General features: G+C 67.8%; 20 protein-coding genes. 5 read left to right on the top strand and 15 right to left on the bottom strand.

Features of this window, described 5'->3' with window-relative positions; translation table 11 throughout:
* Positions 1-11: 11 nt before the first annotated feature.
* Positions 12-908, bottom strand: a complete 897-nt coding sequence (locus EV645_RS36445) for an alpha/beta hydrolase (protein ID WP_130448859.1) — start codon at positions 906-908, stop codon at positions 12-14.
* Between the two features lie 81 nt (positions 909-989).
* On the opposite strand from EV645_RS36445, the gene EV645_RS36450 reads away from it, so the two are divergent.
* Both EV645_RS36450 and EV645_RS36455 read left to right on the top strand, forming a co-directional pair.
* Entirely contained in the window at positions 990-1,373 is a 384-nt protein-coding gene (locus EV645_RS36450; RefSeq protein WP_130448861.1) for a DUF4870 domain-containing protein, read from the top strand.
* 10 nt (positions 1,374-1,383) lie between these two features.
* Positions 1,384-2,199, top strand: coding sequence for a phosphotransferase (locus tag EV645_RS36455; protein WP_130448863.1), 816 nt, complete (start codon positions 1,384-1,386; stop codon positions 2,197-2,199).
* Here EV645_RS36455 and EV645_RS36460 read toward each other — a convergent pair.
* From EV645_RS36460 to arfA, 13 genes are all read right to left on the bottom strand, one after another.
* Positions 2,189-3,058, bottom strand: a complete 870-nt coding sequence (locus EV645_RS36460; protein ID WP_130448865.1) for an NUDIX hydrolase — start codon at positions 3,056-3,058, stop codon at positions 2,189-2,191. The two genes, EV645_RS36455 and EV645_RS36460, sit on opposite strands and share 11 nt — an antisense overlap.
* Before the next feature lie 10 nt (positions 3,059-3,068).
* Positions 3,069-5,243, bottom strand: a complete 2,175-nt coding sequence (gene glgB, locus EV645_RS36465; RefSeq protein ID WP_277877147.1) for a 1,4-alpha-glucan branching protein GlgB — start codon at positions 5,241-5,243, stop codon at positions 3,069-3,071.
* A 146-nt stretch (positions 5,244-5,389) separates the two neighbouring features.
* Entirely contained in the window at positions 5,390-5,986 is a 597-nt protein-coding gene (locus tag EV645_RS43570; RefSeq protein WP_479684504.1) for a hypothetical protein, read from the bottom strand.
* Between the two features lie 56 nt (positions 5,987-6,042).
* The gene (locus EV645_RS36470; RefSeq protein ID WP_130448869.1) at positions 6,043-6,312 is read right to left on the bottom strand and encodes an AfsR/SARP family transcriptional regulator; all 270 of its coding nucleotides are present in this window, start codon (positions 6,310-6,312) and stop codon (positions 6,043-6,045) included.
* 82 nt (positions 6,313-6,394) lie between these two features.
* A complete protein-coding gene (locus EV645_RS36475) occupies positions 6,395-7,807 on the bottom strand; it encodes a maltokinase N-terminal cap-like domain-containing protein (protein ID WP_130448871.1) in 1,413 nt (470 codons plus the stop codon).
* The gene (treS, locus tag EV645_RS36480; RefSeq protein WP_130448873.1) at positions 7,807-9,522 is read right to left on the bottom strand and encodes a maltose alpha-D-glucosyltransferase; all 1,716 of its coding nucleotides are present in this window, start codon (positions 9,520-9,522) and stop codon (positions 7,807-7,809) included. The genes EV645_RS36475 and treS overlap by 1 nt, the downstream gene beginning before the upstream one ends.
* Positions 9,523-9,711: 189 nt before the next feature.
* Positions 9,712-9,909: a hypothetical protein gene (locus EV645_RS36485; RefSeq protein WP_130448875.1), complete on the bottom strand. Its 198-nt coding sequence runs from the start codon at positions 9,907-9,909 to the stop codon at positions 9,712-9,714.
* 47 nt (positions 9,910-9,956) lie between these two features.
* Positions 9,957-10,343, bottom strand: coding sequence for a type II toxin-antitoxin system HicA family toxin (locus tag EV645_RS36490; protein ID WP_130448877.1), 387 nt, complete (start codon positions 10,341-10,343; stop codon positions 9,957-9,959).
* Positions 10,343-10,552, bottom strand: coding sequence for a type II toxin-antitoxin system HicB family antitoxin (locus tag EV645_RS36495; protein ID WP_130448879.1), 210 nt, complete (start codon positions 10,550-10,552; stop codon positions 10,343-10,345). The genes EV645_RS36490 and EV645_RS36495 overlap by 1 nt, the downstream gene beginning before the upstream one ends.
* Positions 10,553-10,554: 2 nt before the next feature.
* Positions 10,555-10,779: a type II toxin-antitoxin system HicB family antitoxin gene (locus EV645_RS36500; protein WP_130448881.1), complete on the bottom strand. Its 225-nt coding sequence runs from the start codon at positions 10,777-10,779 to the stop codon at positions 10,555-10,557.
* A 55-nt stretch (positions 10,780-10,834) separates the two neighbouring features.
* Positions 10,835-11,035 (bottom strand): hypothetical protein, encoded by a 201-nt coding sequence (locus EV645_RS36505; protein ID WP_130448883.1) that lies wholly within the window; start codon positions 11,033-11,035, stop codon positions 10,835-10,837.
* Positions 11,036-11,044: 9 nt separating this feature from the next.
* The gene (locus EV645_RS36510) at positions 11,045-11,608 is read right to left on the bottom strand and encodes a sunset domain-containing protein (RefSeq protein WP_130448885.1); all 564 of its coding nucleotides are present in this window, start codon (positions 11,606-11,608) and stop codon (positions 11,045-11,047) included.
* 104 nt (positions 11,609-11,712) lie between these two features.
* A complete protein-coding gene (arfA, locus tag EV645_RS36515) occupies positions 11,713-12,807 on the bottom strand; it encodes a channel-forming protein ArfA/OmpATb (protein ID WP_242000884.1) in 1,095 nt (364 codons plus the stop codon).
* Between the two features lie 235 nt (positions 12,808-13,042).
* On the opposite strand from arfA, the gene EV645_RS36520 reads away from it, so the two are divergent.
* On the top strand, positions 13,043-13,564 hold the full coding sequence (locus EV645_RS36520; protein ID WP_130448889.1) for a winged helix-turn-helix domain-containing protein: 522 nt from the start codon (positions 13,043-13,045) through the stop codon (positions 13,562-13,564).
* Positions 13,565-13,664: 100 nt separating this feature from the next.
* On the opposite strand, the gene EV645_RS36525 is transcribed toward EV645_RS36520, so the two are convergent.
* On the bottom strand, positions 13,665-18,041 hold the full coding sequence (locus EV645_RS36525) for a S8 family serine peptidase (RefSeq protein ID WP_242000885.1): 4,377 nt from the start codon (positions 18,039-18,041) through the stop codon (positions 13,665-13,667).
* A 296-nt stretch (positions 18,042-18,337) separates the two neighbouring features.
* Between EV645_RS36525 and EV645_RS36530 the strand changes: the two genes are divergently transcribed.
* Together EV645_RS36530 and EV645_RS36535 are read left to right on the top strand one after the other, a co-directional pair.
* Positions 18,338-18,934, top strand: coding sequence for a winged helix-turn-helix domain-containing protein (locus EV645_RS36530; RefSeq protein WP_130448893.1), 597 nt, complete (start codon positions 18,338-18,340; stop codon positions 18,932-18,934).
* Between the two features lie 84 nt (positions 18,935-19,018).
* On the top strand, positions 19,019-20,176 hold the full coding sequence (locus EV645_RS36535) for a threonine synthase (protein ID WP_130448895.1): 1,158 nt from the start codon (positions 19,019-19,021) through the stop codon (positions 20,174-20,176).
* The last annotated feature ends 276 nt before the right edge of the window (positions 20,177-20,452 follow it).

Below are 20,452 nucleotides of genomic sequence, written 5' to 3' on the forward strand. Positions count from 1 at the left end.
CTCTTTCACGGTCACAGGCCGAGCACCGGCCGTGCCCAGAGTGCCATCCGCTGGATGGCATCGTCGGCTTCCGGCGCGCGACCGGCCGCCATCTGGAACGTGTGCTGCATCTCCGGGAACACGTCGAGCCGCACCTCGACCCCGGCCTTCTCCGCCCCCTCGGCCAGCATGTTGGCGTCGTCGAGCAGTACCTCGTCGCCGCCGACCTGGATGTAGATCGGTCCGAGCCCGGTGAGGTCGCCGTACAGCGGGTTCACGAACGGATCCCGCGGTGAGCCGTCTGGTCCTAGGAAGAGGTAAGCGAGTCCACGGACGAGATCGCGGTGGAAGAACTCGTCACGGTCCCGGTTGGCGTCGTACGACGCTCCTGTCGCCTCGAAGTCGACCGCCGGGGAGAACGGCATAGCGCCGGCGGGCAACGGCAGGCCGATCGAGCGGGCGCGGAGTTGGGTGGTGACGGCCATGCCGCCTCCTACCGAATCGCCGACGAACAGGATGTGCTCGGGGGAGATGCCTTGGTTCAAGAGCCAGCGGTAGGTGTCGACCCCGTGGTCGAGCTGGGCCGGATGCGTGTGTTCGGGCGCCATCGGGTAGTCGAAGACGAGCGCTCGGGCGCCGACCGCCTTGGCCAGGTGCGCGAACATCTTCCGGTGTGAGTAGCGCGATCCGCCGATGTAGCCGCCGCCGTGGAAGCACAACAGGACCCGGTCTGCCGAGGCGTTGTGCGGGACGATCCAGATCGCCTGGCGGCCTTCGACGGACAGGTAGTCCACGTCTGTGGGCTCGGTGGTCAGCTCGGCCCAGCGGTGGTCGCCCGACTCCTGGTCGCCGTCGGGGGTGTCCCGCTGGGCGGACTCGCGCGACGTGACCCAGTGCCGCCGGACCGCTTCGGACTCCTTGCTCGCCATCGTGATTCCTTTCGGTTGCTGGTCGTTATCGGTACTGACCAGCGCTGCCGCGAAAAGGAATCGGCGTGCTTCACTGGGAGCATGAGCACTCCGGGCTCAGGGTCGGCGTTGCCGGCCTCGGAAGAACGCACGTGGGCGATGCTCGCGCATGTGGGGGTGTTCATCGCGGCCTGGTTCGCGATGGGGTTCCTGTGTCCGCTGATCATCTGGCTGCTGTTCCGCGGCCGGTCCGAGTTCGTCCGCAAGAACGCGGTGGAGTCGCTGAACTTCCAGATCTCGCTGCTGATCTACACGGCGATCGCGGTGGTGCTGGTGCTGATCACGTTCGGTCTCGGGGTGCTGATCATCGTGCCGCTGATCGTGATCGGTGCGGTCGCGGCGGTCGTGGTCATCGTGCTGGCGACGATCGCGGCCTCGAGCGGCCAGGACTACCGCTACCCCTTGACGATCCGCTTCGTCCGTTAGTGTCTGGCCGGTGGAGCTCATCGGCCAGGGGATGGAAGGCGCGGTCTACGACCTCGGGGACGGGACCGTGCGGAAGGTCTGGTTCGACCGGCGGCCGGAGGATGTGCTGCCGCTGAAGGCGTTCCTCGACGAACTGCCGGAGCTGCCGTTCCGTACGCCGCGGATCCGCGAGATCGGCGTGGGCGAGAACGGACTCGCGGTCAGCGTGGAGGACAAGCTGACCGGGGTGCCGCTGCATCAGGCTGGTTTGGATGAGGCGCGAGCGCTGGATGCGTTCGTCTTGGTTGTCGAGTCGCTCCGCAATGCGCGGCCTGGCCCGGCGAGCAAGGCGCTGCCGGTGATTGGTGAGCCGTTCTGGGGGCGGTCCTGGGGTGAGAGCCTGGCGGCTGTCGTACGTCGTCGGGCAGCAGCCTCGAAGGTTCATCTCGAGCGGGACGTGCCTGACTTCCCTCGACTGCTGGCGACCGTGCTTGAGGCGCTGTGCGACCTGCCGGACGTCGAGCTGAGCGTCGTACATGGGGACGTTTGTCCGCCCAATGTGCTGATGCACGGCTCAGAGGTTGCGGCGGTGCTCGACTGGGGGTTCCTGTCGACTGCCGGGGACACCACCTTCGAGGCGTCGTTGGCGGCCGGGTTCTTCGACATGTACGGGCCGGAGGCGCGGCGGCTCGACAACCTGTTGCTGGACCGGTTTGCGGGGCTTGGGCACGACCGCGAGCGGATGCGGTTGTACCGGCAGGCGTACGGCATCATCACCGCGACGATCTACGACGAGAACGCCGGTGACGGGCACTACATCTGGTGCGTAAACCAGCTCACGAAATGATCGGTACACCGGCTCGTAGGTTGTGAAGCTGATTCGGCGCCGCCAGGAGCATCGGGAGGCGGCGGGCATTCAGCGGTGAGACCAGGCCCTCCAGCTCCTCGGGCGCGTGCCACGACAGGGCGCGGATCTCGAAGCCGTCCGGCTGGAGCTCGTCGATCAGCGAGGGGTCGTGTACGCCGCCGTCGTACAGGATCTCGACGGCGTCGCCCCAGCCCTCCCAGCGCGGCAGCCAGTCGATCGCCAGTACGCCGAGCAGCGGCAGCGCCGTACCCATCTCCTCCTGCATCTCGCGGGACGCACCGGTCGCCGGGTCCTCGTCGGGCTCGACCACACCGCCGGGCAGCTCCAGGTCCTTCTTGTAGCTGACCTGACACAGCAGGACGCGCCCAGCCGTGTCGCGTACGACGACGTGGGCGATCACCCGCTTCTTGGGCAGCGTGGAGTCCATCAAGGCTGTCCAGCCCGTCACCGTGTTCGGGCGCGGGTCGTCGACGCGCATGCCGTAGATCGCGACGTCCCGGCGCTCACCGTCCACGAGCGCGGCGCCACGCAGTATGCCTTCACGCCGGAAACCGGACCGGATCGCGACGCGCGCGGTCGAGTGGAGCTCCGGGTCCACCTCGACCTGCAGCCGCTCGAACCCGAGCTCACCGAAGGCGTACTCCGTTGCCAACCGGACTGCCCGCAGCGCCAGCTCCTGCCCGCCGTCGAGCGCCCAGACGACCAGTCCGGCGTCCTGGGTGGTCCGGCGCAGCTCGACGGTCCCGACCGGCTTGCCGTTCTCCACGTCGAACACGACTGCGTGTGTGTCCTGGCGTGACAGTCGCAGGGTCAGGTCACCATCGATCAGCGGAGTCACGCCGTGAACGCTACCCGGTGAAGCGCAGGTACACCGTTGCCAGGGGTGGGACGGACAGCTCGGTGCTGGTAGTCATCCCGTGCCACTCCGGTCCGTCGGCCTCGACGGCGCCGAAGTTGCCGACACCGGAACCGCCGTAGTTGCCGGCGTCGGTGTTGACGACCTCTTCCCAGCGGCCGGCGTACGGGAGGCCGAGGCGGTAGCCGTGGTGCGGGACCGCGGAGAAGTTCGCGATACACGCCACGGTCGGCTCACCCTCGTCGCCGTACCGGACGAAGGAGAAGATGTTGTTGCTGGCGTCGTTCGCGTCGATCCAGCTGAACTTCTCCGCCTCGTGGTCGGTCCGCCAGAACGCCGGAGTGTCCTTGTAGACCCGGTTGAGATCGCGGACCAGCTGCTGCAGACCCTGGTGGTCGCTGTGGTCCAGCAGCCACCAGTCCAGCTCGCCCTTCTCCGACCACTCCGACTCCTGGCCGAACTCACAGCCCATGAACAGCAGCTGCTTGCCCGGGTGCGCCCACATCATCGCCAGATAGGCACGCAGGTTCGCCAGCTGCTGCCAGCGGTCGCCGGGCATCTTGCGGAGCAGCGATCCCTTGCCGTGCACGACCTCGTCGTGGGAGAGCGGGAGGACGAAGTTCTCGGAGTACGCGTACATCATCGAGAACGTCAGCTCGTGGTGGTGGTACTGCCGGTGGATCGGCTCGTGCTCCAGGTAGCGGAGCGAGTCGTTCATCCAGCCCATGTTCCACTTGAAGCCGAAGCCGAGACCGCCGAGATGCGTGCCGCGGGTGACGCCCGGCCAGGACGTCGACTCCTCGGCCACGGTGATGACGCCGGGGACCCGCTTGTAGAGGGTCGCGTTCATCTCCTGCAGGAACGACACCGCCTCGAGGTTCTCGCGGCCGCCGTACTGGTTCGGGACCCACTGGCCGTCCTGGCGCGAGTAGTCCAGGTACAGCATCGAGGCGACCGCGTCCACGCGCAGGCCGTCGATGTGGAACTCCTCGGCCCAGTAGATCGCGTTCGCCACCAGGAAGTTCCGCACCTGGGGCCGGCCGAAGTCGAAGACCAGCGTGCCCCAGTCCGGCTGCTCGCCTCGGCGCGGGTCCGGGTGCTCGTACAGCGGCGTACCGTCGAAACGGGCCAGGGCCCAGGCGTCCTTCGGGAAGTGCGCGGGCACCCAGTCGACGATGACGCCGATCCCGGCCTGGTGCAGCCTGTCGACGAGCAGCCGGAAGTCGTCCGGATCGCCGAAGCGCGAGGTCGGGGCGAAGTACGACGTGACCTGGTAGCCCCACGATCCGCCGAACGGGTGCTCCATGACCGGCATCAGCTCGACATGGGTGAACCCCATGTCGTTGACGTAGGCAACAAGTTCGTCGGCCAGCTCGCGGTACGAACGGCCCTTCCGCCAGGATCCGAGATGTACTTCGTACACGCTCATCGGCTCGGCGTACGCCTCGGCCTGTGCGCGCCGCTCGAGCCAGGCGGCGTCGCTCCACTCGTACGACGACTCGGTGACGACGGACGCGTTCGCCGGGGGAGTCTCGGCCAGGTTGGCCATCGGGTCGGCCTTCTGCCGCCAGACGCCGTCGCGGCCGCAGATGTCGAACTTGTACCGCGTACCCGCGCCGACGCCGGGCACGAAGATCTCCCACACGCCGGACGAGCCGAGTGAGCGCATCGGATGCGCGCGGCCGTCCCAGAAGTTGAAGTCCGCGGTCAGCCGGATCCCCTGCGCGTTCGGGGCCCAGACGGCGAACGACGTGCCGGTGATGGTCCCGGTCGGGCCGTCGTACCGGCGGACGTGCGCGCCGAGCACGGTCCACAGCTGCTCGTGCCGTCCCTCGCCGATCAGGTGCAGGTCGACCTCGCCGAGCGACGGGAGATAGCGGTACGGGTCGTCGACCACGGCCGCGGGACCGTCGGTATAGGTCACCTCGAGGCGGTAGTCCGGGACCTTGTCGACATCGAGTACGCCGACCCAGATGCCGTCGTGCTCGTGCCGGAGGTCGAGGCGGTTGTCGTCGTACAGCACCGTCACGCTCTTCGCGAACGGCCGCAGCGCGCGCACCGTGACACCGTGCTCGCCGAGATGCGGGCCGAGCACCTGATGAGGATCGTGGTACGTGCCGGCGACGAGTCTCTCCAGCTCGGTCCGATCGACTCGAACCGCTGTCACCACAGGCTCCTCAACCGCCACCACAGGCTCCTCAAAAGCTTCGCGCTCTCCCATGAATCCCATCCTGCCCGATCAATGCTGTCTTCACTGCACCCCGTACCCGCCGAGTCCCGACGTACACAATCCTCAACCTGCCAAAGCGGCCTTCACTGCGTTGAGGCGGGCGATGTAGCGAAGCCGTCGTCGTCTTGAGTCCCTGCCAGTACTTCGGCTTCGGTCAGGGATGCTGCGGCTTGGTCGAAGCGGCCGCGCATCGTGAGGACGAAGCCGAGGTTGCTGAGGGCCGTGACTCGCTCGGCTGTGGTTGCGTTCGGGGCGTCGGCCAGGGCGCCGAAGTGGCGGCCGGCTTCGGCGTACCAACCTCTGATGAGCCACGGGGTGTGCAGGGCGAGTGCTAGGCGGAGGCCTACTACAGCGCGGTCGGTGCCTGGGGCGCGGTCGAGGATATCGAGCAGGTTCGGCCATTCGGCGAAGACTTCGGTGATGGACTCGGCTGACGCGAAGTCGTCGTCGCCACCGGCTGTCTCGACGAACGTAAGAGCCCACTCGAGTTGTGCGGCGCGGGCTTGGTCGGTTTCGCTTGCCTCGTCGAGCTTTGCCAGGGCGTAGTCGCGGACGGTTTCCAGGAGGCGGAAGCGGCGGCCGTTGGTTGCCTCGACTGTGAGGAGCGATCGGTCCGCTAGTTCGGTGAGGGCCGGGGCTACGTCGCGGGGGTTGTCGGCGATCTGTTCGGCGGCTTCCAGGTTGAAGCCTCCGGCGAAGACGGCTACGCGTCGGAGTACGGCGCGCTCTCGGTCGCCTAGGAGTTGATGGCTCCAGTCGAGGGCGGAGACCGGGCAGCGCGGAGCCGGGACGCGAGCACGCGGAGGCGCTCGGTCGGTCGGGCCAGGTCGACGTCACCCCAGAGGTCGACCGCGAGCCGGCTGTCCGGAACGGCGATGCCGCCGGCCAGCGCGAGGCGGACCAGCAGCGCCCGTTCCAGCGGGCGGTCGACCGAGAGCGGGGCGCCGCCGAGCCTGACCACCAGAGGGCCGAGAACACCGACCTCTAGCAGCGGCTCGGGAGGCATACCCGCAAGTATTACAGTGGTCGGCCGCCCACGCTCTGTAATTCCCAGCCGGAGTTGGATTACTTGGCTGAGATTTGGGGTATTACTGTTCGGCCAAATGCGCCGCTGCGGACAGCGGGATCTGCAGCCAGGTCGGCCGGTTACGAGCCTCGTACAGCACCTCGTAGATGACCTTGTCGGCGAGGAACGAGTTCAGCAGGACGGTCTGCTCGCGCGGATCGGTGCCCGCCACCTCGGCGTACCCGTCGCAGAAGGCCTGCTGGTTGCGGTTGGCCCACTCGGTCGCGCGGTACGCGATCTGCTGGTCGCCCTCGTGGTCCTGCAGCAGCGACCGGGCCGCGTAGTCGAACGAGCGCAGCATCCCGGCGATGTCCTTCACCGGGGTGTCCAGCGCGCGCCGCTCGATCAGCGACTTGGCCGGTTCGCCCTCGAAGTCGATCAGCTTCCAGCCGTCGATCGTCCGCAGCACCTGTCCGAGATGGAAATCGCCGTGGATCCGCTGGACCGTGACCGGCTGGTCGTACGCCGCCAGCGCGTCGAACGCCCGAGCCAGACCACCGGCGTACGGCGCGAGCTGCGGGATCGCGGCCGCCGCGGCGTCGAGCCGACGGTGCATCGCGTTCGCGTGCTCGACCAGCTTCTCCGGCTCCCAGATGTCGGAGCCGAGCGCCTTGGCCAGCTCGGAGTGCACCTGCGCGGTGCTCGCGCCGAGCCGGTGCGATTCGGCCGCGAAGTCACCGCCGACCTCTTCGGCGTGCAGGTCGGCCTCGGCGTACAGGTCGCGCACCGACGAGGTCGCGAACGACCAGCCGTCGGTCGCACTCTTCTGGAACGCCGTCATCATCGCCAGCTCACCCGAGTCGGTGCCGCCGCCGGCGCGCGGCCACCTACCGCGCGCAGACCCCAGCACCTCCGGGACCAGTTCGGATCCGGACTCGGTGAGCGCCGACTCGATCTCGACCCCCGGGTTGCTCCCGGGCTCGAGCCGGCGGAACACCTTCAGCAGCGCGACGTCGCCGAACACCAGCGACGTGTTGCTCTGCTCAACGGTGAGGACCAGCGACTGTGCGTCCTCGGGCACCTCGATCGTCCGGTCCGGTGACCGGACGGGATGGAACTCCAGCCCGTCCAGTTGCCGTCCGTGCGTGAGCCCGTCCAGCCAGTACGGCGTCGCTTCCTTGTCGTGCAAGGCGTCGTACACCCAGACGTCGGCATCGCCGAGATCCGGCTCCGCCCACTCACCGATCAGCGCATGGCCGAGGTTGTCGACCGGTGCACGGTGGTAGCTGAGCGGAAGCTGGTACACCCGGATCGGGATCTCCACCCCGGGCGGACCCGCACAGTAGACGAACCCGATCCGGACCGCCGGCCAGGCGCCCTCGTCCGACAGCCACACCGAGGTGGCCATCGCTTCGACGCGGACGTCGTGTCCCTTCTCCCCGAACCATCTCTGGCTCGCGCAGAAGGACTGGACCTGGTCCAGATGCGAATTCACTACATGCTCTCCTCGTGGTCAGCCGGCTTCGCCAGCCGGAACCAGTAGAAACCGTGGGCACCGAGGGTCAGAAGGTAGGGCAACTCCCCGATCGTCGGGAAGTGCACACCGCCGAGCAACTCGATCGGGTCCACTCCTTGCCACTGCCGCAGATCCAGCTCGATCGGCTGCGGGAAGCGGGACAGATTGTTCACGCACAGCACGACATCGTCGCCGAACTCGCGAACGTAGGACAGCACGCTCGGGTTGGAACCACCCAGATCCGTAAAGGTACCCATGCCGAAACACGGATGCTGCTTGCGGGTCTGGATCATCCGGCGGGTCCAGTGCAGCAGCGACGAGGCGTTCTCCATCTCGGCCTCGACGTTCACCGCCTGGAAGCCGTAGACCGGGTCCATGATCACCGGCAGGCTGAGCTTGCCGGGTGTCGCGGTGGAGAACGAGGCGTTGCGGTCCGGGGACCACTGCATCGGCGTACGGACGCCGTCGCGGTCGCCCAGCCAGATGTTGTCGCCCATGCCGATCTCGTCGCCGTAGTACAGGATCGGGGAGCCGGGCAGGCTCAGCAGCAGCGCCGTGAACAGCTCCATCTTGTTCACGTCGTTGTCGAGCAGCGGCGCGAGGCGGCGGCGGATGCCGATGTTCGCCTTCATCCGCGGGTCCTGCGCGTACTCGCCCCACATGTAGTCGCGGTCCTCGTCACTGACCATCTCGAGCGTGAGCTCGTCGTGGTTGCGCAGGAAGATGCCCCACTGGCAGGTGTCCGGGATCTCCGGCGTCTGCGCCAGGATCTCCGAGATCGGGAAGCGCGACTCTCGGCGGACACCCATGAAGATGCGCGGCATCACCGGGAAGTGGAACGCCATCTGGCACTCGTCGCCGCCCGAGTCGCGGTCGCCGAAGTACTCGACCACGTCGGCGGGCCACTGGTTCGCCTCGCAGAGCAGGACGCGGTCCTCGTAGTTCGCGTCCACCTCTTTGCGGATCCGCTTCAGGAACTCGTGGGTCCGGGGGAGGTTCTCGCAGTTCGTACCGTCGGTCTCGAACAGGTACGGCACCGCGTCCAGCCGGAAGCCGTCCACGCCGCGGTCCAGCCAGAACTTCAGCGCGTCGACGATCGCGTCGCCGACGGCCGGGTTCTCGAAGTTCAGGTCCGGCTGGTTGGAGTAGAACCGGTGCCAGAAGTACTGGCCGCGGACCGGGTCCCAGGTCCAGTTCGAGGACTCGGTGTCGACGAAGATGATCCGCGCGTCGGCGTAGGTGTCGTCGGTGTCCGACCACACGTAGAAGTCGCCGAACGGGCCCTCCGGGTCCTCCCGGGAGGCCTGGAACCAGGGGTGCTGGTCCGAGGTGTGGTTCATCACGAAGTCGACGATCACCCGGATCCCGCGCGCGTGCGCCTGGACCAGGAACTCCTCGAAGTCCTGCACCGTGCCGACCTCCGGCATCACGCCGGTGTAGTCGGCGACGTCGTAACCGCCGTCGCGCAGCGGGGACGGCTGGAACGGCGGTAACCAGAGGCAGTCGACACCGAGCCACTCGAGGTAGTCGAGCTTCTCGGTCAGACCCTGCAGGTCGCCGATGCCGTCGGCGTTCGAGTCCTTGAAGGACCGCACGAGGACCTCGTAGAAGACGGCCCGCTTGAACCACAGCGGGTCACTCTTCGTCAGTCCGTGGTGCTGCTCCGGCAGCATGTCGGTCACGCTCACCTCCATCGGGTGTCTCCAAACCTAGTTCCCTTACCCCGTTCGGGCGCACCTAAAAGGGGAGGGCAGTGCATTGATCCCGGAAGAACCCCGGGGTACCGCGGTGATGTGGTGACGCCGTCGGTCGGACGGTCCCGCAAGGCGTTCCGCATAGTCTGACGGCCCTTTGCCAGTACAAGCAAATAGGCTCGCACTCAGTCAGCGACGACGTCCTTCGTTCTGCCGTTCGGAGGTCTGCGCCGTACTCCGCCGGCCACCCCCGCGCCGCAACCGCGGCCGCCTCTTGACCGCCCCGTTGGCATCCGCGACCCCGTCCCGCGGGTCCCGCTGCTTGAGCAATTCCTCAGCCGTGAAGATCCGATCAGGCTCCAACGGCTCCGTCGCCTCGGGCTCCATCGGCCCCTCTCCCTTGTTCGGAGGCACTGCTGCCGGGGTACTGCGGTCTACCGGCGGCTACCTCGCTCGCCCTTCTCCCGCGGCGGTTGTCTCGCCGCTCCGCGTCCGCCGGCCCGGCCCGACCTGTCCCCGGACTTCACGGCCCCTGCTGCGGGCGCGCTGCCCTCGGTCACTTCCTGCGGCGTCAGTTCCCGCGCTTCGCGCTTCGCCAGCTTCGGGTTGCGCAGTTGCTCGGCCGTGAGACCGGTGTCCTGCATGATGCTGCCCATCGTTCCCTTGGCCACGTCCCGGTTGTGCACCGGCACGGTCGTACCGCGGCCGTCGGGGTGTTTCATGATGTGGTGGCTGCCCTCGACCCGGTCGACGTCGAAGCCCCAATTCTCCAGTGACGCGACGACATCCGCACCGCGCATCGCCGGGATCCTGCTGGCCATCAAGGGCTTTCGACGGTGACGGTGATCAGGTTCGGGACTCCGAAGGCCTTGATCAGCCCGGCCAGTGCCTCCCTGAGGTCCTCGACAGCGGCCTCCGGTGTGTCGCCCTCGCCGTTCGCGCCGACGCCGTGACGCAGGAGCGCGTGCGCACACCAGACGCCGTCTTCGTCCTGCTCGATCGTGTACGGGACAGTGACCTCGTTCTTCACGGTCAACTCCTCTTTCCTGCGACGTCCTCGACGGCCACCGTCAACTGCTCGGGTACGCCGACCTCCTCGGCCAGAAGCACGATCGCTGCCTTCAGGTCCTCGATCGCCTCTTCCCGCGTCTCGCCCTGGCCGTTCGCGAACGCGTCAGGGGTCAATGCTGCCGCAGCGCACCAGTCACCGTTCTCGTCCTGTTCGACAGTGAAGGGGATCTGAAGCTCGCGCCGCAACTTTTCCTCCTGGTTACTGAGTGTCGTCGCGATCGTAGGACTGGGGCGGGGTCAGTTACGGGAGGTCGACCACCAGTTGGTCGGGGATGCCGGATTCGGCTGTTGCCTGGGTTATTGAGGTGCGGAGGTCTTCGAGGGCTGCTTCGCGGGTTTCGCCTTCGCCCTGGAGGAAGATGTCGGGGGTGAGGGCGGCTTCGGCGAGCCAGGTGCCGTCTTCGTCTTGTTCTACGACGTACGGGACGTGGAGCTGGGGCAAGGGGGATCCTCAGTCGCGGGGGTCGGCGGACTTGCGGGGGCGGCGGGTGTACTTGGCGAAACCGGCTCGCTCGGCATCGGCCTCGGTGCGGAACCAGACTTCAGGTTTGGTGCGCCCGTAGTACGGCGAATCCGGCGTGTGGAACAGCATCGACTGGGCGTTCCCCTTGATCGTGAAGCCGTCCGGCGGCCCCTGATGCGGTACGGCGTCGGCCGAGCCCTCGCCGTACCGGCCGGGCAGTACCTCTGCCGTCGTATGCGGCTCGGGCGCCGCCATGTCGACCTCGAACAGCGTCGGCTCGGCCTCCATCACCCGGGAGAACACGGGCTGCGGCGCCTCCCGAACAGGAGCCTCCGGCACTGCAGCCGCGGCCTGCGGTGGGGGAGCGGCCTGCGCTGGGGAAGCGGCCTGCGGTGCGACGGCGGCTCCGACGAGCACGGGTTCTTCCGCCGGCGGCTCGTCCGCGAGTGCAGGGGCGGGGCGGCGGCGGTCGAGCAGGATCCACGTGATCGCTGCGCCGAGGAAGAAGGCGAGCATCGACCACAGCCAGTTGTGGCGTAGCAGCCAGCTCATCCGCGCGCCTCCCTCACCAGTCGGTGTACGAGCCACGCGGCCGCGCTGCCCAGGACGAAGGCGACCAGTAGCAGGATCCAGGTCTCGGCGATCAGCCAACTCATTCAGTTCCCCTGCACTACTCGAAGCTCGGCCCGGCGGTTCGCGATCCGCCCGGCGCCGGTGGCGTTGGAAGCGATCGGGAAGGCCTGCCCGTACCCGTGCGCGAGGATGCGATCCGCGTTCACCCCGAGCCGCACCAGCTCCGCCTTCACCGCGGCGGCGCGACGCTCGGACAACGGCAGGCTGGTCGCCGGCGAACCCAGGTCGTCGGTATGACCCGCCACCTCGACCCGCACCGTCGTACACGTCTTCAGTACTGCGGCAGCCCGCGCGACGGACGGCTTCGACGCGTCGTTCACGATCGACGTACCGGACAGGAAGTTGATCTTGTACTGCCGGCTGAACTCGGCTAGCCGGGTCTGGAACGTGCGGCACGGCTCGGTCAGCGCGGTCTTCGGCGGCGTCGGCAGCTGCAGCTGATCGGCAAGAACCGCACCGGGCACCGCCTTCGCAGCGGCCCGTCCGACAGTCGCCTTGGTCGCCTGGTCCGGCACCTCGCCCGACAGCGTGACGGTGTCCCCGTCGTACCGCACGGAGGCGTCGCCTGTCCCGATCGCGAGCGCCCGCAGCAGCGCGGACAGCGGCGCGGCGTCGGCGAGCCCATTGGCCGGATCGATCGTCGTACGGTCGTCGTACTGACGGTCCGGGCCGAGCAACTGCTCAACCTCGGCGGAGATCGCGTCCTTGACGGCCTGGCTCCGCACCGGCGCCTGCACCCGGATCGACCGATCCGTCCGCCCGACCTCGAATGCCGGTACGCCGGACTCCTCGGCCGGCGCACTCGTAGAAGTCGGAGTAGGCGTCGGCGTGGACCCGCCCTCGATCCGTACCGAGCGAACCCCTTCGACCCCGGTGGCGATCTCCTGAACCTGCGCCGGATCCGCGTCACCGGACACGACGATCTTCGCGTCCCGGCCGTCGAAATCGACCGACGCGTTCTCGATCCCGCGGGCCTTCAACGCGGCTACCGTACGGTCACGCAGATCGTCCTCGGTGGTGCCGGCCTTGGCGGGAATCAGCACAGCCGTCAGCAGTACAGGTACTGCGAGGGCCGCGAGCAACCAGATGATTAGCGGCCGCCGAACCAGACCGGGCACTGTTCCTCCGTGGATGCGGTCAGAGTGGCCGTGCGCGAGGAGACTACTCCGCATCGCCCCGGCTCTGCACACTCCACGGTGGAGCGTCGCAGATTTTCCTTCTGCAGAAGCTGTCCTGTCTCGGACAGGACGCATATGTGCCAGCTCGGTGCGCAAGGAATCCCTTGACTTAGTTTGCGCCGTGAACCGTACTTATGGCGGGCCAGTCGACTGGGAGGGGCTTGCTGTGACGTCGATGGAGAGGTCGTCCGATTCGTCACTGATTATCGGCGTGGCCGCGTCCACGGCCGAACGAGTACACCTGGCTCGCCTGCTCGGCGAAGCCGACGCACTGCTCCTGGTCTCGAGCGCGGACCAGGCCCGCGCGTTCCTGGAGCTGACCGGAGTCACGATCGCGCCGAGCTCGGCGGTGATGGCTCCGAGCGTGGCACCGGTCGCCAAGCCGATCAGAGCGGTACCGGAGCCGGTCGCCGAACTGCGCCTGGACGTCGACCGCCGCGTGGTCCGCTGGAAGGACCGCGAGATGCCGCTGACCCGGCTGGAGCACGACTTCCTGCACTGCCTGGTGACAGAGCCCGGCCGGGTCTGGACGTACCAGCGTCTGCACCACGCCGTCTGGGGCAACGAGCACCTCGGCCACGGCTCGCACATCCACTCGGTCGTCAAACGCTTGCGCCAGAAGCTCGCGAACCTCGGCGCCACCGTCACCATCCACGCGGTCCGCGGCGTCGGCTTCCACCTCCTCCCCACTGCTTGACGGTTTCCGGAAGCTCTTCGCCACCGGGTGACCAGAAAGTTCCGCAAAGGGCGCGGCCCCCGGACCGGGTGGTCCGGGGGCCGCGCGCTTTACTGCTTGGTTACTTGATCGACTTCAGTGCGAAGTTCTCGGTGACCGGCGTGCCGGCTACCAACTTCGTGGTGCGGGTTTGTGGCTTGTAGCCGTCCTTGGCGGCGATCAGGGTGAGCGGGTTGTTGCGACGGTCGAGCCAGTAGGCGTACTGACCGTCCTTGTCGGTGATGAAGGTGTACGACTGCGCCCACGAGTCCACCTCGACGATCGCACCCGGGAGGGCGGCGGTGGCGCCGGACGAGCTGACGCCCGTGACGGTGCCCAGCAGCTTGCTCCAGGTGTTCGGCGGGGTGACGTTCATCGTCACGCCGACCGCTGCGACGTTGTACGGGGTGTTCTCGCCGATCGTCACGGCGCCGCTGTAGGCGCCGGGCTGGTCGACGTTCGCGGTGAGCGTGACCTTGACGGTCGTCGACTGTCCCGGGGCCAGCGTGGCCTCGGTCTTGTCGAGCGACATCCAGCTCACGTCCGCCGACGACTCGGAGCAGTCCTCGAGACCCGGCAGGGCCTCGCTGTCCGCGGTGGCGTTGAAGCTGCCGGACGAGCCACCGATCTTGTAGAAGCCACACGCCGCACCACCGCGGTACCGCGGCAGGTTGGCGTTCGGCAGCGCGGTCCAGCTGTCCGACGCCGGGTCGTAGGAGAACCCTGCGTTGGTCACCGCACCGGCCTGGACACCGCCGACGACGAGCAGCTTGCCACCGGCGACGGCGTACGACGCCGCCCAGTGGTCGGCCGGAGCGTCCGCGATCGCGGTCCAGGAGTCTGCTCCCGGGTCGTAGACGTACGCCGACTTCAGCGAGTTCGTGCCGTCGTTACCGCCGGCGCAGTACAGCTTGCCGTCGATGGCGCCGCAGGATGCGAACGCGACCGACTGCGGGTAGTTCGCCAGCGTCTCCCAGGTGTTACTGCCCGCGTCGTAGCGGACCACCGTGTTGCTCATCGGCAGACAGCCGGACGTGGTGCACCCGCCGACGGCGTACAGCTTGCCGTCGAGCACGGCCTGACCGGCAGCAGCGCGCGGAGCCGGGTTGGCCGCGACCGGGGTCCAGGCGTTGGCGGCCGGGTCGTAGGACCAGGTCTCCGGAGCCGGTCCGGCGTCCGCCCACCCGGAGCTGACGATGATCTTGCCACCGACGACACCGACGGTGACGGCGTTGCGAGCACCCGGCAGCGGGGCGATCGCGGTCCAGGCGAGCGTCGCCGGGTCGTACACGTAGTTGTTCGCCGTCGACGCACTACCGTTGCCACCGGCAATCGAGTAGACCTTGCCGTCGAGGTTGACCACCCGGTTGTCCATCACGGTCGCGGGGTAGTCGGCGATGTCGGCCCACGGAGCCGCCTGCGGCTTCGCGGCGACCGGCGCGGCGCCGGTCTTGCCCGACAGCATCCGGGCGAACGAGGTGTTCACGGCGAGCCGCTGCAGCGGTGCGCCGGTCCCGCTCTCCACCTGTGCCTTGCTGGTCTTGGTGCCGTTCGCGTTCTCCAGGACGAAGCCGCTGTCCTTCTCACCGAACTTCACGTCGACCGGTGCGCCACCGGTGTTGGTGACCTTGAACGACTTGGTCACGGTGCCGGTCGGCAGCTTCAGGTTGCCGGTGATGCCGGTCGGTGTGACCGCCAGCTGTCCGGCCTTCAGCGTGTAGTCGGCCGTGGTGGTCCAGTCGGCCTCGACCGGAACGGTCGCGGTCGAGCTGACGTAGTTGCCGGCCTTGGCGGTGAAGCCCTGGTCGCCGTCCACCGACGAGTACAGCCAGTAGAAGCCGTCGTTCAGACCGGTGTCCTCGGGCGTTGCCACGGTGGTCGCGCTCTCGGACGAGCCGTCACGGGTGACGACCGCGCCGTTCACGAAACCGTTCGTGTTGGCGTCCTTGACGTTGCCGACGACGAGACCACCGCCGGTCGGCTCACAGGTGATCTGGCTGCCGATCAGCACGCTGTCGACCTCCCACCACCATTCGTACGACGCGTCGTAGTAGTGGAAGCGAACCTGTACGGCGGACTTGCCGGCTGCCTGCGGGATCGCGATCTCCTGGACGCCACGGGCGTCATTGACCTGCGTCAGAACGTTGGCCCAGGTGGCGCCGCCGTCGATCGACAGGTCGACATCGGCCTTCTCGCCGCCGAGCCAGTTGAGGTCCTGGTTGAACCGGATCACCGGAGCGGTGACCGAGCTCAGGTCCACGACCGGGCTGACCAGTGACGTGTCCTGCGAACCGCCGGGGCCGTAGTGGTCGCTGTCGATGACCGCGAAGCCGCCGTTGCCGCCGGACAGGTTCGTCCGGTTGCCCGGGTCGTTGAACTGCCAGACCTGGCCGTTGCCCTTGTTGTCGACCAGGTTCCAGCCGCTCGGCGTCGTACCCGAGTCGAAGGTCTGGTAGACGCCGTCCGAGCCGTACTTGTAGCCCGGCGCGGTGGTGCAGGAGTCAGCGGTGACCGGAACCGAGATGTTCTTGGTCAGGTTGCCGCTGCCGACCGTGATCGGCTGGCTGACGGTCTGGTAGCCCGGGTACTTCGCCTCGACCTTGAGCGAGTACGCCGCACCGGACGGGACCTTCAGGCTGTAGCGGCCGTTGCTCGGGGTCGTGTAGTCGAACACGCCGCCCGGGCCCTCCACCGACACCTTCGCGTACAGCGGCCAGCCGTGGCCGGAGCCGTCCGTGACGGTGCCACCGACACTCACCTGCGGAGTGCTCTCCAGGGCGAAGTTCTTGGTGGTGGTCTGACCGGTGGTGATGGTGGCCGTGGCGGTCTGGGTCTTGTACCCGAACGACGCGACCGTGAGCGTGTAGTCGCCGGCCGGAAGGACCGACGAGAACGTGCCGTTGCTGCTGGTGGTCAGCGACTTGTCGGCCTGACCGTCCTGGTGCACCGTCACGCTGGCGCCGGCGAGAGCGGCACCACCGGTGGCGGCGGTGACCGTGCCGGACAGCGTGCCGGTGTCGCCGATCGGGGCAGCGTTCAGCAGCGCGAGCGCGTCGAGGCGACCCTGACCGAAGACGTTGTTGTTCGCGTCGGTGCCACCGCACTGGCTGTTCGGGGCGTCGATCGCGGTCTGGTTCAGCAGCGCGCGCGTGGCTGCCACGTCACCCTTCAGGGACGGCGACGCGGACCACAGCAGGGCCACGGTGGCCGTGAGGTGTGGTGTCGCCATCGACGTACCGTTGAATGCGCCGTAGGTGTTACCCGGCAGGCTGGACCGGACGTTGACACCGGGAGCCGAGATGTTCGGCTTGATGGTGCCGTCCTGGCCGACCCCGCGACCGGAGAACGACGCGATGTTGTTGTTGATGTCGTAGGCGCCGGCCGAGTAGTTGCTGGTCAGGCTGCCCGGCGAACCGGAGGTGTTGCAGCCGCCCTCACCACTGTTGCCGTTGGCGAACGCACCGAAGATCCCGGACGCGGTCCAGGCCAGGGTGATGTCCTCCATGAACGGGTCGTTCGACGGCAGGGTCGAGCCCCACGAGTTGTTGATGACGTTCGGCCGCTTGCTCGCGTCCGGGTTCTGCCCGGCGAGGTCGGTCGGCTCGAGCATCCACTGGCCGGACGAGATCAGCGCGGCGTCGCTCGGGCAGCAGCCGTTCGCGGCGATCCACTTCACGCCCGGGGCGACACCGATCTGGTTGCCCGCGCCGTCGTCGCCGACCATGGTGCCCATCGTGTGGGTGCCGTGGCCGTTGCCGTCGGACGGTGCGTTCGGCGAGGTGCCGGCCGCGTCGAACCAGTTGTAGTTGTGGTTGAAGGTGCCGTCGCCGTTGTTGCCGCGGTACTGGTTCACCAGCGCCGGGTGGTCGTACTGCACCCCGGTGTCGATGCTGGCGACGACGATGCCCTCACCCTTGTCGCCGTACTGCGACCAGACCTGGTTCGCCTTGATGTTCGCGACGCCCCACTCGACGGCCTGGATCGCCTTCTCCTGCTGGCCCGGCGTGACCTTCGGTACCTCGATCTGGACGGGGGCGTACAGGCCCTCGACCTCGTTGTGGGCGGCCAGGTTCTCGGCCAGCGCCAGCGATCCGCTCTCGATCCGGATCGCGTTGGTACCCCAGAACGCCTGGTACTTCACGTGCTGCGCGTCCAGTTCGGCGCGGATCGACGCCTGGCTGTCCGCGGCGGCCTTCTTCAGCGCGGCGGCCACGGCCGTGCCGCGCTCGTTCCAGTTGGTGATCTTGCTGGCGGCGGTCAGGTCGGCCTTCGCACCGAAACGGACCCAGTAGTCCGTTGCGGACTTGGCGTCCTTCCCGTCCAGCTTCGCCATCAGTTCCGGCTTGATCTTGGCGGCGGGCGATGGCGTGGCTTCCGGTTTGGTCGGTGGCGACGCTTGGGCCTGGCCGGCGGCGGCCATCCCGGTCGCTACGACGGCCAGCGCCGCCAGGGTGCTCACCACGGATCTGGTGAGTCCCTTTCGTGGTTGTGACATCTCTGCAGCCCCTCACTTGAACGACCCCGAGCTCGACTCCCCCGAGTCATTTGCTGCAGGAGGGCGTGAAGACGCTCCGTGCCCCCCAGGTTGCGGCATGTGACACCGCAAGCTTGACGTGGAATCTATGTGTCAGAACAACGTGGTAACAAGCACACCTCGTGAGCAAGATGTGACTAGCTGTCGTGCGAATCGAGGCAACCTGGGCAAAGGCTGGCAATTCGTTGACGATCTGAGGCAGCCCTTGACATCGTGATCAGATGGTCACCGCCCGTATAGACCTGACCACGACAGAACCCGACGAAGAGCCGTTCCCGCTGCTGATCGCGGTCGCGGCCTCTGCTGAGCAACGCGTCCGGCTGGCTGAGCTTGTCGACGACGTCGCACCGCTGCTGCTGGTCTCCAGCCTCGACGAACTGCGTCGGCTGCTGGTTCCCGCCCAGCAGCCCCCGCCCGCTGCGCCCGAGCACCCCGAACCTCCCGAGCCCGATGCGGTCGAAGCCGCCGCGGTCCGGGCCCCGGGCGAGGAGCCGGACGCCGACGTACTCACCATCGACCGGGCCCGCTCGGTCGCCCGGTGGCGCGACCGGGAGATCCAGCTGACCGAGCTCGAGCACGACCTGCTCACCCGGCTGATGTCGACTCCGCTCCGCGTCTGGTCGTACGACGCTCTGCACCAGACCGTCTGGCGCGACCTCAACGTCCGCGGCACCGCCGACGTCCACTCGGTGGTGAAGCGCCTGCGCCGCAAACTCGACGAACTCGGCACGACGGTCACCATCGATGCCGTCCGCGGCACCGGCTTCCGTCTCACCGATCACCAACGCCCGATGATCACGAATCTCCGCGCGGGGTAACTCTAGTGTCCCGTAGGCGGTGTGGCTTGGCGCTACCGGCGCCCAGGCACGCACAAGCCACACCGCCTACGGGACACTGGGGTTGTGACCTTCTCTGCGCTGAGTCATCTCGAATGCCCTCGTTGTGGAGCAACCCACGACGCCGACCAGATCATCGGCCTCTGCCCGTGCGGCTCGCCGCTGCTCGCGCGGTACGACCTGCCGTCCGTCACGGTGACGCCGGCCGCGTTGGCCGATCGCGCGCCGGACCTGTGGCGGTACCACGAGCTGCTGCCGGTGCGATCGCCCGACAACGTGGTGACGCTGGGGGAGGGGATGACGCCGTTGCTGCCGTTGCCTCGGTACGGCGCTGAGCTCGGGGTCGATCGGCTGCTGATGAAGGACGAGGGGCTGATCCCGACCGGTACGTTCAAGGCGCGGGGCGCGGCCGTCGGGGTGTCGCGCGCGTACGAGGTCGGCGTACGGAAGATCGCGATGCCGACGAACGGGAACGCCGGGTCCGCGTGGGCGGCGTACTCCGCACGCGCCGGCATGGAGGCGCTGATCGCGATGCCGATCGCTGCACCGGAGATCTGCCGGCGCGAGGTGACGGTCGTCGGTGCGGAGCTGGTGCTGATCGACGGGCTGATCGGCGACGCGGCGGCGTACGTCCGGGAGCAGCCCGGGTACTTCGACGCGTCGACGCTGAAGGAGCCGTACCGCATCGAGGGCAAGAAGACGATGGGGCTGGAGATCGCCGAACAGCTGAACTGGAAGCTGCCGGACGTGATCGTCTACCCGACCGGCGGCGGCGTCGGCATCATCGGCATCTGGAAGGCGCTCAACGAACTGCTCGAACTCGGCTGGATCTCCGGCCCCCTGCCGCGGCTGGTCGCCGTACAGTCGACGGGATGCGCGCCGATCGTCCGCGCGTGGGAGAAGGGCCTGCCCGAAAGCGAGCCCTGGCCGGACGCGAAAACCGTTGCCTTCGGCATCACTGTGCCCAAGGCGCTCGGTGATTTCCTCGTCCTGCAAGCGATCGCGGAGACCAACGGTTGCGCAGTCGCCGTCGACGACGAAGACATCCTCGCCGAACAGCATGCCGTAGCCCGCATGGAGGGCGCCTTCATCTGCCCGGAAGGCGCCGCCAACTTCGCCGCGATCCGCACCCTACGCGAGTCCGGCTGGATCCACGCCAACGACCAGGTAGTCGCCCTCAACACCGGCGCAGGCCTGAAATACCCGGAGACCGTGCCGCTCTAGGCCGATCGCGAGAAGGTGGTGCGCCACTCGCGCCCGACATGACCAACCAACCCCGGCCCCACCCGGGGATAACTCAGGGGCCAACCCCCGAGGTGGTGGGTTGCGGAAGCAGATTCTGGCTCCGCAACCCACGATCTCAGGGGTTGGCCCCTCAGCCGTTCGGCGAGCGGTGTGGGTCAACGGCCGAGCTATTTGCGGTGAGAAGTTTGCTCCTGGCGGCAGAGAAGTTCCGCAAAGCAGCGACCGGGCACTCAGGCAGACGGCTTGCGCAGCTAC

Source organism: Kribbella rubisoli, from assembly GCF_004217145.1.
Lineage (GTDB): Bacteria > Actinomycetota > Actinomycetes > Propionibacteriales > Kribbellaceae > Kribbella > Kribbella rubisoli.

Coding starts and splice junctions, on each gene's coding strand:
- EV645_RS36445 (WP_130448859.1), bottom strand. CDS start 908: ATGGCGAGCAAGGAGTCCGAAGCGGTCCGGCGGCACTGGGTCACGTCG.
- EV645_RS36450 (WP_130448861.1), top strand. CDS start 990: ATGAGCACTCCGGGCTCAGGGTCGGCGTTGCCGGCCTCGGAAGAACGC.
- EV645_RS36470 (WP_130448869.1), bottom strand. CDS start 6,312: ATGCCTCCCGAGCCGCTGCTAGAGGTCGGTGTTCTCGGCCCTCTGGTG.
- treS (WP_130448873.1), bottom strand. CDS start 9,522: ATGGAGGTGAGCGTGACCGACATGCTGCCGGAGCAGCACCACGGACTG.
- EV645_RS36485 (WP_130448875.1), bottom strand. CDS start 9,909: ATGGAGCCCGAGGCGACGGAGCCGTTGGAGCCTGATCGGATCTTCACG.
- EV645_RS36490 (WP_130448877.1), bottom strand. CDS start 10,343: ATGGCCAGCAGGATCCCGGCGATGCGCGGTGCGGATGTCGTCGCGTCA.
- EV645_RS36510 (WP_130448885.1), bottom strand. CDS start 11,608: ATGAGCTGGCTGCTACGCCACAACTGGCTGTGGTCGATGCTCGCCTTC.
- EV645_RS36520 (WP_130448889.1), top strand. CDS start 13,043: ATGGAGAGGTCGTCCGATTCGTCACTGATTATCGGCGTGGCCGCGTCC.
- EV645_RS36530 (WP_130448893.1), top strand. CDS start 18,338: ATGGTCACCGCCCGTATAGACCTGACCACGACAGAACCCGACGAAGAG.